Origin of the sequence: Amorphoplanes digitatis, assembly GCF_014205335.1 — a bacterium.
GTDB lineage: Bacteria > Actinomycetota > Actinomycetes > Mycobacteriales > Micromonosporaceae > Actinoplanes > Actinoplanes digitatus.
Window position 1 is genome coordinate 3695425 of record NZ_JACHNH010000001.1, and the last position, 15179, is coordinate 3710603.

At 74.9% G+C, this 15179-nt stretch carries 12 protein-coding genes; 10 read left to right on the forward strand and 2 right to left on the reverse strand.

Annotated features, from left to right (window positions below; all coding sequences use genetic code 11):
* Positions 1–7: 7 nt before the first annotated feature.
* Positions 8–997 (reverse strand): LacI family DNA-binding transcriptional regulator, encoded by a 990-nt coding sequence (locus BJ971_RS15925; RefSeq protein ID WP_184993872.1) that lies wholly within the window; start codon positions 995–997, stop codon positions 8–10.
* Positions 998–1252: 255 nt separating this feature from the next.
* Between BJ971_RS15925 and BJ971_RS15930 the strand changes: the two genes are divergently transcribed.
* Positions 1253–1744: a hypothetical protein gene (locus BJ971_RS15930; protein ID WP_184993874.1), complete on the forward strand. Its 492-nt coding sequence runs from the start codon at positions 1253–1255 to the stop codon at positions 1742–1744.
* A 23-nt stretch (positions 1745–1767) separates the two neighbouring features.
* On the opposite strand, the gene BJ971_RS15935 is transcribed toward BJ971_RS15930, so the two are convergent.
* Positions 1768–2331: a hypothetical protein gene (locus BJ971_RS15935; protein ID WP_239087213.1), complete on the reverse strand. Its 564-nt coding sequence runs from the start codon at positions 2329–2331 to the stop codon at positions 1768–1770.
* Between the two features lie 169 nt (positions 2332–2500).
* On the opposite strand from BJ971_RS15935, the gene BJ971_RS15940 reads away from it, so the two are divergent.
* The 9 genes from BJ971_RS15940 to BJ971_RS15980 all read left to right on the forward strand — a co-directional run bounded on the left by BJ971_RS15940 (position 2501) and on the right by BJ971_RS15980 (position 15117).
* Positions 2501–3748 (forward strand): efflux RND transporter periplasmic adaptor subunit, encoded by a 1248-nt coding sequence (locus BJ971_RS15940; RefSeq protein ID WP_184993876.1) that lies wholly within the window; start codon positions 2501–2503, stop codon positions 3746–3748.
* A gap of 64 nt (positions 3749–3812) precedes the next feature.
* On the forward strand, positions 3813–4571 hold the full coding sequence (locus BJ971_RS15945) for a response regulator transcription factor (protein ID WP_275411351.1): 759 nt from the start codon (positions 3813–3815) through the stop codon (positions 4569–4571).
* Positions 4568–6112 carry a sensor histidine kinase gene (locus BJ971_RS15950; RefSeq protein ID WP_184993878.1) on the forward strand — a complete coding sequence of 515 codons (1545 nt, stop codon included), beginning with the start codon at positions 4568–4570 and terminating at the stop codon, positions 6110–6112. Before BJ971_RS15945 ends, BJ971_RS15950 begins: the two co-directional genes overlap by 4 nt.
* A gap of 65 nt (positions 6113–6177) precedes the next feature.
* Positions 6178–7389 (forward strand): efflux RND transporter periplasmic adaptor subunit, encoded by a 1212-nt coding sequence (locus BJ971_RS15955; RefSeq protein ID WP_184993880.1) that lies wholly within the window; start codon positions 6178–6180, stop codon positions 7387–7389.
* Positions 7386–8126 (forward strand): ABC transporter ATP-binding protein, encoded by a 741-nt coding sequence (locus BJ971_RS15960; RefSeq protein ID WP_184993882.1) that lies wholly within the window; start codon positions 7386–7388, stop codon positions 8124–8126. Before BJ971_RS15955 ends, BJ971_RS15960 begins: the two co-directional genes overlap by 4 nt.
* Positions 8123–9322, forward strand: coding sequence for an ABC transporter permease (locus BJ971_RS15965; protein ID WP_184993884.1), 1200 nt, complete (start codon positions 8123–8125; stop codon positions 9320–9322). The genes BJ971_RS15960 and BJ971_RS15965 overlap by 4 nt, the downstream gene beginning before the upstream one ends.
* Before the next feature lie 17 nt (positions 9323–9339).
* A complete protein-coding gene (locus BJ971_RS15970; RefSeq protein WP_239087212.1) occupies positions 9340–9891 on the forward strand; it encodes a hypothetical protein in 552 nt (183 codons plus the stop codon).
* Positions 9892–10015: 124 nt separating this feature from the next.
* Positions 10016–12802, forward strand: a complete 2787-nt coding sequence (locus BJ971_RS15975) for a LuxR family transcriptional regulator (RefSeq protein ID WP_184993888.1) — start codon at positions 10016–10018, stop codon at positions 12800–12802.
* Between the two features lie 89 nt (positions 12803–12891).
* Positions 12892–15117, forward strand: a complete 2226-nt coding sequence (locus tag BJ971_RS15980; protein WP_239087211.1) for a M4 family metallopeptidase — start codon at positions 12892–12894, stop codon at positions 15115–15117.
* Positions 15118–15179 lie beyond the last annotated feature (62 nt).

A 15179-nucleotide genomic window follows, 5' to 3' on the forward strand; every position in this document is an offset into this window, starting at 1 on the left:
GATGAGTTCAGGCGTTCGGCGGCGCTCCGGTCGAGCCGCGGACCATCAGGTGCGTGCCCAGCTCGCGGCGGGTGGTGCCGTACCGGGCCGGGTCCTGGAGCAGGCCGAGCAGCAGGTCGACGCCGGCCCGCCCGCAGCTCTCCATGGGCAGTCCGACGGTGGTGAGCGACGGGTGCACCATCGCCGCCATGGGTATGTCGTCGAAGCCGATCACGCTGATCTCGGCGGGCACGGCGATCCCGCGCGCGTGCAGGCGGCTGAGCAGGCCCAGCGCGATGACGTCGTTGTAGGCGATGACGGCGGTGACGCCGGCGGCGAGCACCGGGTCGGCGGCGGCCACCCCGCCGTCGAACTGCGGCAGGACCGGGCCGACCTCGACGAGGGCGGCGCCGGCCGACGCGGCGGCGGCCCGCAGGCCGCGCGCGCGTTCGCGGTTGGACCACGAGGTACGCGGCCCGGCGACGTACGCGATCCGCCGGTGGCCCAGCGCGGTGAGGTGGGTGACGGCCTGCCGCATGCCGTCCACGTTGGCGAAGGTGATCGCCGGCAGCCGGCCGACCCGGCGGTTGAGCATCACCAGCGGCGTCTCCGCCGCGAAGCCGCGCAGCTCCTGCTCGCTCATCCGCGGCGAGCACAGCACGAGGCCGTCGACCTGCTTGGCGAGCGTGCGGACCAGCTGGGTCTCGGCGGCCGGGTCCTCGTCGGTGTCGGCGAGGAACACGGCGTAGTCGGCCTCGCGGGCCCGCGCCTGGATGCCCTTGACGACGCCGGGGAAGAACGGATTGCCGAGGTCGGGCACGATGAGCCCGATGTTGGCGGTGCGCCCGGTGATCAGCCCGCGGGCCGCCCGGTTGGGGGAGTAGCCGAGGTCGGCCGCCGCGCGCCGGACCCGGTCGCACGTCTCGTCGCGGACCAGGTTCGGCGTCGAGAGCGCGCGGCAGACCGTGGACGGCGACACCCCGGCCACCCGGGCCACGTCCTTGATCGTTACCGCCATCGATGCCTCCGCGACGTCCGGGAAGGGAGTCGGCGTGCTGCGGAGAGTGTGAAATCCATTGCGGACGGTTGTCAATAGATGACGGTCGAATGCTTGTGACGTTTCCGGACGCGGATGAAAACGTTTGCGGCACGGCATCGCGCCCTAGGAGCGCCCGCCGCAGACTGCCAACAGACACACAGCTGGCGCCCATGGTGGCCCCAGCCTGGCGGCGAAGGGTGGTGAGGTAACCGACCGGAACCGGGGGAAGCGGACATGTTGCTGCAGCTGAACCTCAACGAGACGAATCGAATGCTCATGCCGAACTCCACGTCCGTGCCGCTGCCGAACCTGAACCCGCGACCCGGCCGGCCGGTGGTCGCCGTGCTCGGGTACGAGGGCCGCGTCGCCGGGCTCGCCCAGCATCTGCCGCTCGGCTGGTCGCTGCGCCACCCCGGCGACCTGGGCGGGGCGCTCGACGCCGAGATCGTGGTCGTCAGCGGCGCCACCGTCAAGGACGTCGGCGCCGCGCGGGCCGCGCTGCCCGCCACTACCCGGATCGTCGCGCTCGTCGACGACGCCGCCGCCGGCGCGCTGGTCGCCGGGGTGCTGACCGCGGGCGCGGACCTCTGCGTCCGGGGCGGACCGCCGGCGATCCTCGCCAGCCACCTGGTCGCCTGCCGCCGCCGGCAGCAGCAGGCCGAGCGCCGCGACGATCCGGCGGCCGACCGCTGGCACGACGTGCAGGACCTGCCGCCCCGGCCCTAGTCGAGGAGCCGGGGCGCAGGGGGTCAGCCGGCCGGCGGCGCGCTGGGCGCGAGCGCGCGGCAGGCCTCGACGGCCTTGGCCACCGCCGGATCGCTCGTGGCCGGCGCGCTGCGGTCCAGGGTCACGCCGTGATCACTGAGGCAGGTGCGGTAGGCCGCGCTCATCCCGCCGCGGTTGCCGCCGCCCGGCCGGTTGCCCGGCCCGCCGCTCGGCCGCAGCGAGGCGCACGCGGACTGCGCCTTCTCCCAGGTCGCGTCGTCGACGCCCGAGGGCCGGCCGAACCCGCCGCCGCCGGGGAACCCGGCACCGCCCGGCCCGGCGCTGCCCGAGGGCCGAGGCATACCCGACGGGAAGCCGCCGGGCGCGCCCGACGGCCGGGTCCGGGGCCCGCCCGACGGCATGGTGATCGTGACCCCGTTCTCCTTCAGGCAGTCCGTGTACGCGGCGAACGCGGTGTTCCCGCCTCCGCCGTCGCCGGTGCCGGCGTCGTCCGAACCGCCACAGGCGGTCGCGGCGAACAGCAGCGCCACGGACACCAGACCCAGCCCCGCGATCCGGCGGGGTGACGTGTTTCTGAGTTTCGGCACGGTCTCTCCTGTCTGACGCGGATACGACCGACCACGCAAGCCCTCCCACCTCGCCGCAACGTCGGACGCCGCTCGGAATCCGCTATGAACCGCCGCCCGGACCGGCTCCGAGGCAACTCCGAGGTGGGACCGAGCCGGCGGCGAGGACGCACGGCAACACTTCCCGACCATGGGTAACGGCCTGACCGCCTGGCGCGGGAGACACCGGCGGTGGGCATGGCTTGCGGCCGCGGTCGTCGCGGTCCTGCTGCTCGCCGCGGGCACCGTGCGCGCGCTGACCGCCGGCGCCGCCGACGAGCCGGCCGCGGCCGCCACCGTCGCGGTGGACCGCGGCGCGGTGACCACCGAGGTGGCGACCACCGGCACGGTGGAGCCGGCGCAGACGCGCGGCCTCTCGTTCGCGGTGGCGGGCACCGTGGAGAGCGTCAAGGTCCGCGCGGGCACGATGGTGACCCCCGGCCAGGTGCTCGCGGGCATCGACGACACCGACGCCGCCAAGACCGTCGACTCCGCCCGCGACGCCCTCGACGAGGCGCAGGACGCGCTCGCGAAGGCGGAGGACGCCGACGCGTCCCCGGCCTCGTCCGCCGACTGCGGTGTGGCGGCCGCCGCGTACGCCACGCCGCCCTCCGCCTCCGCGTCCCCCTCGGCGAGCCCCAGCAGCCCGGCGCCGACCGCGACCGCCGCGCCCACCCGGACGACGGCGCCCGCCCGCGGCGGCGCGCCGACGACCTCGCCCACCCGGGGCGGCACCCCCGCCGCGACCTGCGGCGACGGCGGTGGCGCCGGACCGGGCGGCGGCGGGCAGGGCTCCGGCGACGCGGTGCTCAACGCCCGGCAGCGGGTCAACCAGGCCGAGGTGGCCGTGCAGAAGGCCGAGGAGCAGCTCGAGGGCGCCACCATCACCGCGCCGATCGCGGGCCGGATCCTGTCGGTCGCCGCCAAGGTCGGCAGCCAGGTGGGCGCCGGCAGCACCGTGGTCACCCTGGCCGACGTCTTCGACATGCAGATCAGCGCCGACTTCCCGGAGGCCGACGCGGACCGGCTCGCCGTGCGGCAGCAGGCCGTCGTCACGCTGGCCGACCGGGCCGGTGAGACCTTCGGCGCCACCGTCGTGCAGGTCGACCCGGTCGGCACCGACGACGGCACCATGGTCCGCTTCGGCGCGCTGCTGTCGTTCGACGACGCGCCGCGGGAACTGCTGGTCGGGCAGAGCGCGGCGGTCCGGGTGACCACCGGCTCGGCCACCGACGTGCTGCGGGTGCCCAGCACGGCGGTGCACGACGTGGCGGGCGACACCGGGACCGTGCTGCGCGGCGGCGCGCCGGTGACCGTCGGCGTCGGGCTGCGCGGCGACCAGTACACGGAGATCACTTCCGGACTGACCGAGGGCGAGGCCGTGGCCCGGTCGTGGTGACCGGCTCAGCCCGCTCCAACGGTATTCAAACGAAATTCATAGGAAGCGCTGATATTTCTTCCGGGTGCATTCCGATACGCGTGGCTCCGTCGCCCTGTCCGATCCGCCCTCGCCGGCCCGCCCGACCCGGGTCCTGGTGGTCGACGACGAGCCGAACATCTCCGCGCTGCTCTCCGCGACGCTGCGACTCGTCGCGTTCGACGTCCGGGTCGCCGAGTCCGGGCACGGCGCGCTGATCGCGGTCGAGGACTTCGAGCCCGACCTGGTCGTCCTCGACGTGATGCTGCCCGACCTGGACGGCTTCGATGTCGCCCGGCGGCTGCGCGCCTCGGGGCGGGGCACACCCGTGCTGTTCCTGACCGCGCGGGACGCCGTCGAGGACCGGGTCGCCGGGCTCACCGCCGGCGCCGACGACTACGTCGCGAAGCCGTTCAGCCTCGAGGAGGTGGTGCTGCGGATCCGGGCGATCCTGCGGCGCAGCCAGCCGGAGCTGGACCTGCCGGGCGCCGCCGGGGTGCTGCGCTACGCGGACCTGGAGCTCGACGAGGACGCGCACGAGGTGCGCCGCGCCGGCCGCCTGATCGACCTCTCGCCGACCGAGTTCAACCTGCTCAAGTACCTGATGATCAACGCGGGCCGGGTGGTCAGCAAGGCGCAGATCCTGGACCGGGTGTGGAAGTACGACTTCGGCGGCGACGGCCGCATCGTCGAGTCGTACGTCTACTACCTGCGCCGCAAGATCGACAAGACGGATCCGCCGCTGATACACACCGTGCGCGGCGTCGGCTACGCCCTGCGCCTGCCGCGCGGCGGCGAGGAGTGAGATCGCGGCTCCGCTGGCGTCCGCGGCGGTGGGGCCACTGGACGCTGCGCTCGCGGCTGGTCCTCGTCGTCGGTGCGCTCGCCGCGATCGCGCTGATCGCCGCGAACGTCGCGGGCCTGCTGCTGATCCGCAGCTACCTGGGTGACCGCATCGACGAGCAGCTCACGGCCATGTCGCGCCCGTTCGCCAACGCCGCGCAGCGCACCGAGCAGGCGCCGCCCGGCGGCTTCCCGCCCCGGAACCGGCAGTTCCGGGTCGGCGCCGACCAGGTCGCCTACGTGTACACCGCGGACGGCACGCTGGAACCGACCCGCAGCTCGGCGGCCGACGCGACCCGGCCCCCGGTGGCGCCGCTGGCCGAGGTGCTGAAGCACGCCGAGCGGGGGCGCCCGTACACGGTCGCGGCGGCCGACGGCAGCGCCGACTGGCGGCTGCTCGCGGTGGCCGTGCCGGACACCGGCACCGGCACCGGCGGGGCGGTGGTCATCGGCACCTCGCTCGACGAGGTGGACAAGACCGGCGACCGGCTGCTGCTCATCGACGTCGGCGTGACCGTGCTGATGCTCGCGCTGCTCGGCGCCGGCTCGGCGTTCGTGGTGCGGCTGGGTCTGCGCCCGCTGACCGAGATGGAGCGGCTCGCCGCGGCGATCTCGGCGGGCAGCCTCTCCGGCCGGGTCGCCGACACCGACCCGCACACCGAGCCCGGCCGCCTCGGCGGCGCGCTCAACCTGATGCTGGACCGGATCGAGGCCGAGGTCTCCGCCCGGACCGCCTCCGAGCGGCGGCTGCGGCAGTTCGTCGCGGACGCCTCGCACGAGCTGCGCACCCCGCTCACCTCCATCCGCGGCTTCGCCGAGCTGTACCGCCGCGGCGGCGCACCGCCCGGGCCGCAGCTCGACGAGACGATGAGCCGGATCGAGGGCGAGGCCGGCCGGATGGGCGTGCTCGTCGAGGACCTGCTGCTGCTCGCCCGGCTCGACCTGAAACGGCCGCCCGCGCTGCGGCCCGTCGACCTGCTCGAGATAGCCGCCGACACCATCCGGGACGCGCACGCCCGGGTGCCGGACCGGCCCGTACGCCTGGCCGCGCTCGACGACCACACCGACACCTTCGTGCCGCCGACCGTGCTCGGCGACGAGCACGGGCTGCGCCAGGTCGCCACCAACCTGGTCTCGAACGCGCTCCAGCACACCACCGGCGGCGCCCGGGTCACCGTACGGGTGGGCCGGGTGGCCGGGCACCTGCCGCGGGCCGGCGCGGTGCGCTCCGGGACGGTGACCACGGGGGTGCCGCTGGCCGTCCTCGAGGTCAGCGACGACGGACCGGGCGTGCCCGCGGTGCACGCGCCACGGGTCTTCGAACGGCTGTACCGGGCCGACTCCAGCCGGACCCGCGGGCGCGGCGGCGGCTCCGGCCTCGGGCTGTCCATCGTCGCGGCGATCGTGCACGGCCACGGCGGCTGGGTCGAGCTGGACCCCTGCGACGGCCGCGGCGCCACCTTCCGGGTGCTGCTGCCCGACGCCTGCGACGACGCCCGCTGAGGTTCCGAGGTGGCTCCCAGCAAGACCCGAAGGTTCTCCGAGGGGATGTCGCCACAGTGTCGGTCATGCCTGTGCCCCACCTGGGTTCCCTGCGCCGCCCGTCGGCGGCGGTCAACGCCGCGCTCGGACTGCTGCTCGTCGCCGGCGCCTACTGGGCGTACGAGATCGTGTCCGGTCCGGACGCCGGCGCCGCGGCCTCGGCCGCGACGCGCACGGTCGAGGCCCGGCAGGGCACCGTCACCGCGTCGGTCACCGCCGACGGCTCGGTGGCCAGCGCCGCGACGGCCGCCGCGAGCTTCGTCACCGGCGGGACCGTCACCTCGATCCCGGTCCGGGTCGGCGACAAGGTCAAGAAGGGCCAGGTGCTGGCCAAGGTCGACCCGGCGGACGCGAAGCGGACGCTCGCGGCCGCCGAGGCCGACCTGGACGCGGCCCGGGACGCGGTCACCCGCGCCGAGGACGCCGGCACCGACACCTCGTCCGCCGAGAACGAGGTCACCCAGGCCGGGCTCGCCGTCGACGAGGCGGAGGCTGCGGTCGCCGGCACTGTCCTCAAGGCGCCGATGGCCGGAACGGTCGTGGCCGTCAACGGCACCCTCGGCAGCTCCTCGTCCGGCAGCTCCTCGTCCGGCTCCTCGTCCGGCTCCGGGCCGTCCACGGGAGACGCGTCGTCCTCGTCGTCCTCCGCGTCCGGCGGCTTCGTCGACCTCGCCGACCTGAGCCGGCTCCAGGTCACCGCCGCGTTCGCCGAGGCCGACGCGACCCGGCTCAAGGAGGGCCAGGCCGCCACCGTCACCTGGAACGCGCTCAGCGGCACCGCACAGACCGGCAAGGTCGTCGCCGTCGACCCGCAGGCCACCACCGCGAACAACGTGGTGACCTACGGCGTGACGCTGAGCCTGGACAAGGTGCCCACCGGCGCCAAGCCGGGCCAGACGGTCTCGGTCGCCGTCGTCACCGGCGAGGTCGCCGACGCCGTCTACGTCAACGCGGCCGCGGTGACCACCGTCGGCAACCGGCACACCGTCACCGTGCTGGCCGGCGGCGTCCAGGAGGTACGCGCCGTCGAGATCGGGCTGGAGGGCGACCAGGCCACCCAGATCACCTCCGGGCTGACCGCCGGGGAGCAGGTGGTGGTCACCACGGCGAGCAGCACCAGCGGCAGCGGCACCGGCGGCTTCCCCGGCGGCGGCCTGCCGGGCGGCGGCCTGACCGGTGGCGGCCCGCCCGGCGGCGGCTTCAACGGCAGCGGTGGCACGGGCCGGGGCACGCGGTGAGCCGGCCGGTCCTGGACGTCCGCGACCTCACCAAGGTATACGGCACGGGCGAGGCGACGGTGCACGCGCTGCGCGGCGTCTCGCTGACCGTTGCCCGCGGCGACTATGTGGCGATCATGGGCTCCTCGGGCTCCGGCAAGTCGACGCTGATGAACATCCTGGGCGCGCTCGACGCGCCCAGCGCGGGGACGTACCTGCTGGACGGCGTCGACGTGAGCCGGCTGGCGGACCGGCAGCTCGCGCTGGCCCGCAACCGCCTCATCGGCTTCATCTTCCAGGCGTTCAACCTCATCCCGCGTACCAGCGCGCTGGCCAACGTCGAGCTGCCGCTCGCGTACGCCGGTGTCAAGCCGCGGCAGCGCCGGGAGCGGGCGATGGCCGCGCTGGAGATCGTCGGGCTGGCCGACCGGGCCCGGCACGAGCCCAACCAGCTCTCCGGCGGCCAGCAGCAGCGCGTCGCCGTGGCCCGGGCGCTGGTCACCGACCCGGCGCTGGTGCTCGCCGACGAGCCGACCGGCAACCTGGACACCCGCTCGACCGCCGACGTGCTGGAGGTCTTCGACCAGCTCAGCGCCGCCGGCCGCACGATCGTGCTGATCACCCACGAGCCCGAGGTCGGCGACCGCACCAAGCGGCTGGTCCGGCTGGTCGACGGCCGGATCGTCACCGACGTACGCCAGTCACCGCTCGATCGCGTCCCGGTCGGCGCGCGTTCCGGGAGGTACAGCACCACATGAGTCTCTTCGAGGTTGTCCGGTTCGCGCTGCGCGGGCTGTCGGCCAACAAGCTGCGGTCCGCGCTGACCATGCTGGGCATCCTGATCGGCGTCGCGGCGGTGATCCTGCTGGTCGCGGTCGGCAACGGCTCGGCGCAGGCGATCAGCGAGCGGATCCAGGCGCTGGGCACCAACACGATCACCGTGATGAGCACCAGCCGCGGCGGATCGAGCAGCACCGCGCTGACACCCGGCATCGCGGACGCGCTGGCGGATCCGGAGCTCGCGCCCGACGTCGCCTCGGTCTCGCCGGTGGTCAGCGCCTCGGCGACGGTGACCTACGAGGGCACCGATCACGAGGTCGGTCAGTTCGTGGGCACGACGCCGGGCTGGTTCGCCGCCTCGAACACGCCGGTCGGCACCGGCGCCGGCTTCACCGCCGACGACCAGGCGCAGGGCCGGCGGGTGGTGGTGATCGGACGGACCGTCGCCGAGGAGCTGTTCCCCGGCGTCGACCCGATCGACCAGCAGGTCACCGTCGGCGGCGCGCTGTTCACGGTCGTCGGGGTGCTGGCGCCGAAGAGCTCCACCGGGTTCCAGGACGGCAACGACACCGCGGTCGCCCCGCTCTCCGCGGTGCGCCAGGTGCTCACCGGGTACGGCGCGCTGACCTCGATCCTGGTCGAGGCGAAGAGCCCGGACCGGGTCGACGCGGTCCAGTCGCAGGTGGCGACCATCCTCAACCAGCGGCTGGACGTGCAGGCGGGCGCGTCGAGCACGCCGTACCGGATCCAGAACGCGTCGCAGCTGCTCGCGACGCAGACCGAGACGGCGGACACGTTCACCACGCTGCTCGGCGCGGTCGCCGCGATCAGCCTGCTCGTCGGCGGGATCGGCATCACCAACATCATGCTGGTCACGGTCACCGAGCGGACCCGCGAGATCGGCATCCGGAAGGCGCTTGGCGCGCCCCGCCGGGTGATCCTGACCCAGTTCCTGATCGAGGCGACGGTGCTGAGCGTGCTCGGCGGCGCCCTGGGCGTCGCGGCGGCGCTGATCGGCAGCAGCTTCGAGATCGTCGGGGTGCGACCGGTGATCGTGCCCAGCTCCATCGGGCTCGCCCTGGGCGTGTCCATCGCGATCGGACTGTTCTTCGGCGGCCTGCCCGCCGGCCGGGCGGCCCGGCTGCGACCCATCGACGCGCTGCGCTACGAGTGAGGACTTCGATGACACATATGGACGACACCGCGGTGCTGGCGCCGGTCGGCGCCGAGCCGTCCGCAGTGGACCGCGACGACGACCTGGCCGCCGAGCTGGCCCGGGCCGCGCCGCGCCGCTGGTGGAACCGCGGCACCCTGGTGCTCGGCGCGACCGCCCTGCTGCTCGCCGGCTTCCTCGGCGGCCTACAGGTGCAGCGCCATTACGGCACCAGCGCCACGGCGGCGACCGGCCGCCCGAACGGCGGGACCGGCACGGGCGGTGCGCGGGCCGGCGGCTACGGCTTCCCCGGTGGCACCGGGGGCCTGCCGGGCGGTGCCGCGCCGACCGCCGCCGCGGCCGCGGGCCCGACCACCGGCAAGGTGAAGCTCGTCGACGGCACCACGATCTATGTGGAGACCGCCGACGGCACGGTGGTGACGGTCCGGACCGGCGGCGACACCGCGGTGCGGACCGCGAAGCCCGGCAAGATCAAGGATGTGAAGGCGGGCGACACGGTAAGCGTCCAGGGCGCGACCGCCGCGGACGGCACCGTCACGGCCACCGCGGTCACCAAAAACGCCGGCTGACCGCAATGGATGTGACGAAGAGCAAGAATTGACACATGCGCAGGCATTGATGGGTGGGTGCCGCGCTTCCTAGGCTGAGGTCGCTCGTTACGGCCTACCTGGGGAGACGGCCCTGGATACCCGCGTGCAGTCCGGCGCGACCGCCCTGTTCGGCAGGGCGTCACTCCTCGCGGCCGTCGAGGCCCGGCTGGCCGCCGGTGGCGGGGTCGCCCTGCGCGGCCCCGAGGGCATCGGCAAGACCGCGCTGCTGGACGCCGTCGCCGCCACCGCCGCCGCGCGGGGGGACCTGGTCGTGCGGCTGCGGCCCGCCGCGGCCGAGCGCCGCCTGCCGTACGCCGGCGTCGCCGATCTCGTCGCGCAGCTGCCGCCGGACGCCGTCGCCGCCCTGCCGCCCGCGCACCGCGCCGCCCTCGCCGTGCTGCGGCACGGCACCGCACCGCGCGCCGGTGCGCCCGCCCTGGCCCGCAGGCTGGTCCTGCCGGGCCTGCTCGCGCACTGCGCCCGCGGCCGCTGCGTGCTGCTTGTCGTCGACGACGTGCAGTGGCTCGACGCCGAGTCCGCCGAGCTGATCGGCTTCGCCATGCGGCGCCGGCCGGGCCCCCGGGTGCGTGTCGTCGCCGCGCAGCGCTTCCCCGACGAACAGCGGCGCTACCGGGCCGCCCGGCTCTGCCCCGCGCCCGTCGCGGACCTGCCGGTGCCGCCCCTGGACGCCGACGCCCTGACCGCCCTGCTCGAGGCGCGCGGGCTGCCATGCCGCACCGCGTCGCGGCTGCACGGCGCCAGCGGCGGCAACCCGTTCCTCGCGCTGGAGCTGGGCGCCGCGGTCGCGCCGGGTCCGGCCTGGCGCCCCGCGGCGCTGCCCGAGGCGGCCCGCGCCCTGCTCCGGCGGCGGATCGACGCCCTGCCGTCCGCGGTGGCCGGGACGCTGCTGGTCGCCGCGCTCGCCACGGAGCCGACCCGGACCGTTCTGGTCCGTGCCGGGCACGAGGACGCCGACCGCGACCTGCGGGCCGCCGCCGCGGCCGGGCTGGTCGAGGTCGACGGCGAGGCCGTGCGGTTCACGCCGCCGGCCCTGGCCGACGTGCTCGCCGAGGACGCCGGTGCCGCCCGCCGCGCCGGGGTGCACGACGCGCTGGCCAACGCGGCGCTCGACGAGACCGACGGCGTGCGGCACCGGGCGCTGCGCAGCGGCCGGCCCGACGCCGACGTGGCCCGGGACCTGGTCGCCGCCGCCGAGCGCGCGCTGGGCCGCGGCGACGGCCGCACGGCCGCCGAGCTCTACCTGCTCGCCGCCGACCGGTGCCCGCGGAGCCTGGCCGCCGAACGCACCGACTGGCTCGTCACCGCCGCCGGCACCGCCGCGACCGCCGGCGCGCCCGCGCTGGCCGGCCGGGCCGCCGAGGCGGTGCTCGCCACCACCGACGCGCCGCCCCGGCACCGGGTCACCGCCCGGCTGGTCCTGATCGACCTGGCCGGACAGGCGCTCGCCGACATGGGCGAGATGTTCGCCGCCGCGCTCAACGAGGCCGGCGACGACGACGCGCTCGTCGCGCCCGTGCGGCTGCGGCAGACCTGGGCCGCGATGCTCACCGGCGATCCGGGCACCGCCGCGACCTGCGCGGCCGAGTCCGCCGCGGCCGCGCTGCGCGCCCGGGACCCGGGCACCGCGGCGATGGCGCTGAGCGCGCTCGCCCAGGTGCAGCGGATCCGCGGCGAGTCGCGGTGGACGCGGACCCTCGCCCGGGCCCTCGAGCTGCCCGCGCCGCAGGCGCCCGGCTGGCTGCACATGGGCCCGCGCTATCTCGCGGCGCGGTTCGCCATGATGGACGACCGGCTCGACGAGGCGCGGGCCGAGCTGCTCACGCTGCTCGCCGTCGCCGAGCACGACCGGGCCGGCGAGGCCCTGGTCGAGGTGCTGCGCAGCCTCTCCGAGGTGGCCAACCGGGCGGGCCGCTGCCCGGACGCCCTCCGGTACGCCCACCGCGCCGTCGCCGCGGCGCAGCAGGCCGGGCTGAGCCCCGGGCCGACCTGGTACACGGCCGCGGTCGCCGAGCTGACCGGCGGCAGCCTCGACACCGCGGCGGGGTACGCCCGGCGCGGGGTGCGCGCCTCCGAGCAGGAGGGCGACAGCCTCTACCTGCGGCGCAACCTGCACGCCCTGGGCCAGGCCGAGCTGCGGTCCGGCGAGACCCGCGCCGGGGTGGCCGCCCTGCGCCGGCTGCGCGACCTACAGGGCGGCACCAACGATCCGATGATCGTGCGCTGGCACGGCGACCTCGCCGGCGGGCTGGCCGCCCTCGGCGAGCACGCGGAGGCCGCCGAGACCCTGGCCGAGGCCCGCGCTGCCGCCCAGCGCCTCGGCGTGGCGCAGGGCGTCAACGGCTACCTGGACCGGGCGACGGCCGTGGTGCTGTCGGAGAGCGGGCACGCCGACTCGGCGGTGCCGCTGTCGGCCGCGGCGGCGCGCTACTTCGCCGAGCTGCACCAGCCCATCGAGCAGGCGCACGCGCTGCTCGTGCAGGGCGGTGCCGAGCGGCGCCGGCGCCGGTACGCGGCCGCCCGGGCGGCCATCGGCGACGCGCTGGCGATCTTCACGGCCGCCGGTGCCAAGCCGTGGACCGAGCAGACCGAGCGGGCGCTGGCCCGCACGGAGGGCACCACGGCGCAGCCGGCCGACTTCGGGCTCACCTCGACCGAGGCGCGGATCGCCGGGCTGGTCCGCGACGGCGCCAGCAACCGGGAGATCGCCGGCCGGCTGTACCTGAGCGTCAAGACGGTCGAGGCGACGCTCACCCGGGTCTACCGCAAGCTCGGCGTACGCTCGCGCACCCAGCTCTCCTCCCGCCTGCCGGCGCCGGACCCCGCAGCGACAAGGGTTTTCCCTGATTCGGTGACGGTCATCGATGCATAGCGTCACAGCAAAGTCAGCCTGGTGCCTCCCGACCCCGGGACACCGAGCCCAGGTCTCGCCCTGACCGGGTCGAGAAAAGGAGTACTAGCGTGGGACGTAAGAAGCTCATCACAGCCTCGGTGGCCCTGGCCACCGGAGCGGCCCTGGCGTTCGCGGCACCGCCCGCCACGGCCGGCCCGCGGCAGGCCCCGAGCCCCGCACCCGCCCCCGCGGCCCTGGCCGCCTCCTCCGCCGACCAGCTCGTCGACAGCGCCGCCGCCGAGGGCGTGCTGCACCGCTCCGACGGCGACGCCCTCAAGCGCACCGGCGTCGTGCAGGGCACCCGTGGCCTGCAATACGTGACCTACGCGCGGTTCTTCGAGGGCCTGCCGGTCGTCGGCGGCGACGTGGTGGTCACGACGGACGCCGCCGGCGCCGTCAAGGGCACCGCGGTCGCGCAGACCGCGGAGATCGCCGTGGGCACCGAGGCGAAGATCTCGGCGGCGCAGGCGGCGGCGACGGCAACGGCGCGGCTGGCCAAGGTGGACAGCACGTCGGCGCCGGTCCTCAAGGTCTTCGCCTGGGGCACGCCCAAGCTCGCCTACGAGGTGGCCGTCGAGGGCCGCACGGCGCAGAACAAGCCGAGCAACCTGCACATCTTCGTCGACGCCTCCACCGGCGCCGTGCTCGACCAGGTCGACTACGTGCGCGAGGGCACCGGCAACGGCTACTACTACGGCAACGTCACCATCAACACGTCGGGCTCCGGCACCTCGTACTCCATGACCGACACGACCCGGCCGGGCCTCAAGTGCGGTGGTCAGAACGGCTCCGCCTACACCGGCACGGACGACGCCTGGGGCACCGGCTCCGGCACCAACCTGGAGACCGCCTGCGTCGACGCCCTCTGGGGCGCCCAGCGCGAGGTCGACATGTTCTCGGCGTGGTTCAACCGCAACGGCATCCTGGGCTCGGGTAGCAACCCGCCGATCCGGGTCGGGCTGGCCGACGTGAACGCGTACTGGAACGGCTCGTACGTCAACTTCGGGCACAACCAGGCGAACACCCGTCAGGCGACCCCGATCGACGTGGTCGGCCACGAGATGGGCCACGCGGTGTTCCAGACCACGCCCGGTGGTGCCGGCAGTGGTAACGAGAACGGCGGCATCAACGAGTCGACCGGTGACATCTTCGGCGCGCTGACCGAGGCGTACGCCAACAGCCCGCTCGACCCGCCGGACTACCAGGTCGGCGAGGAGGTCGACCTGGTCGGCGACGGCCCGATCCGCTACATGTACAACCCGTCCCTGGCCGGGGACCCGAACTGCTGGTCGACGTCGATCCCGTCGACCGAGGTCCACGCCGCGGCCGGTCCGCTGAACCACTGGTTCTACCTGACCGCCGAGGGCTCGGCGCCGTCCGGCGGCCCCGCGTCGCCGACGTGCAACTCGACAACGGTCACCGGTGTCGGCATCCGCAAGGCCGGCGAGATCTACTACAACGCCATGCAGTCCAAGACCTCGACCTGGAAGTACGCCAACATCCGCACCGCGACCCTGGCGTCGGCGAAGAACCTGTACGCGCCGAGCTGCACCGAGTTCAACGCGGTCAAGGCGGCCTGGGCCGCGATCAGCGTCCCGGCGCAGACCGGCGAGGCCACCTGCACCGGCACCCCGGGCAACGACTTCTCCGTCTCGGTGTCGCCGACGTCGGGCAGCGTCGCCGCCGGCTCGTCGGTCACCGCGACCGTCGGCACCGCCACCACCAGCGGCTCGGCGCAGACCGTCGCGCTGAGCGCCTCCGGCCTGCCGACCGGGGCCACCGCCTCGTTCAGCCCGGCCTCGGTGACCTCCGGCTCGTCGTCGACCCTGACGATCGCCACCACGACGTCGACCCCGTCGGGCACCTACTCGATCACCGTCACCGGCACCGGCTCGGCGACGCACACGGCCACCTACTCGCTGACCGTCACCGGCGGCCCCAGCGGTAGCTGCGCCGGCACCAACGGCACGGACGTGTCCATCCCGGACGCGGGCGCCGCCGTCACGAGCACGATCACGATCAGCGGCTGCGGGCGCAACGCGTCCTCGACGTCGACGGTCGCGGTGAACATCGTGCACACCTACCGCGGTGACCTGGTCGTCGACCTGGTCGCCCCGGACGGCACCGCGTACCGGCTGAAGAACAGCAGCAGCTCGGACAGCGCCGACAACGTCAACACGACCTACACGACGAACCTGTCGTCCGAGGCCGGCGACGGCGCCTGGAAGCTCCAGGTCCGCGACGTCTACAGCGTCGACACCGGCTACATCAACACCTGGACATTGACCCTCTGACGCCCTGACAGCACGGCTCAGGCCCGAGGCGAAACGCCGCGGGCCTGAGCTGTGTCCGGAGA

Coding starts and splice junctions, on each gene's coding strand:
- BJ971_RS15925 (WP_184993872.1), bottom strand. CDS start 997: ATGGCGGTAACGATCAAGGACGTGGCCCGGGTGGCCGGGGTGTCGCCG.
- BJ971_RS15930 (WP_184993874.1), top strand. CDS start 1,253: ATGTTGCTGCAGCTGAACCTCAACGAGACGAATCGAATGCTCATGCCG.
- BJ971_RS15940 (WP_184993876.1), top strand. CDS start 2,501: ATGGGTAACGGCCTGACCGCCTGGCGCGGGAGACACCGGCGGTGGGCA.
- BJ971_RS15955 (WP_184993880.1), top strand. CDS start 6,178: ATGCCTGTGCCCCACCTGGGTTCCCTGCGCCGCCCGTCGGCGGCGGTC.
- BJ971_RS15965 (WP_184993884.1), top strand. CDS start 8,123: ATGAGTCTCTTCGAGGTTGTCCGGTTCGCGCTGCGCGGGCTGTCGGCC.
- BJ971_RS15970 (WP_239087212.1), top strand. CDS start 9,340: ATGGACGACACCGCGGTGCTGGCGCCGGTCGGCGCCGAGCCGTCCGCA.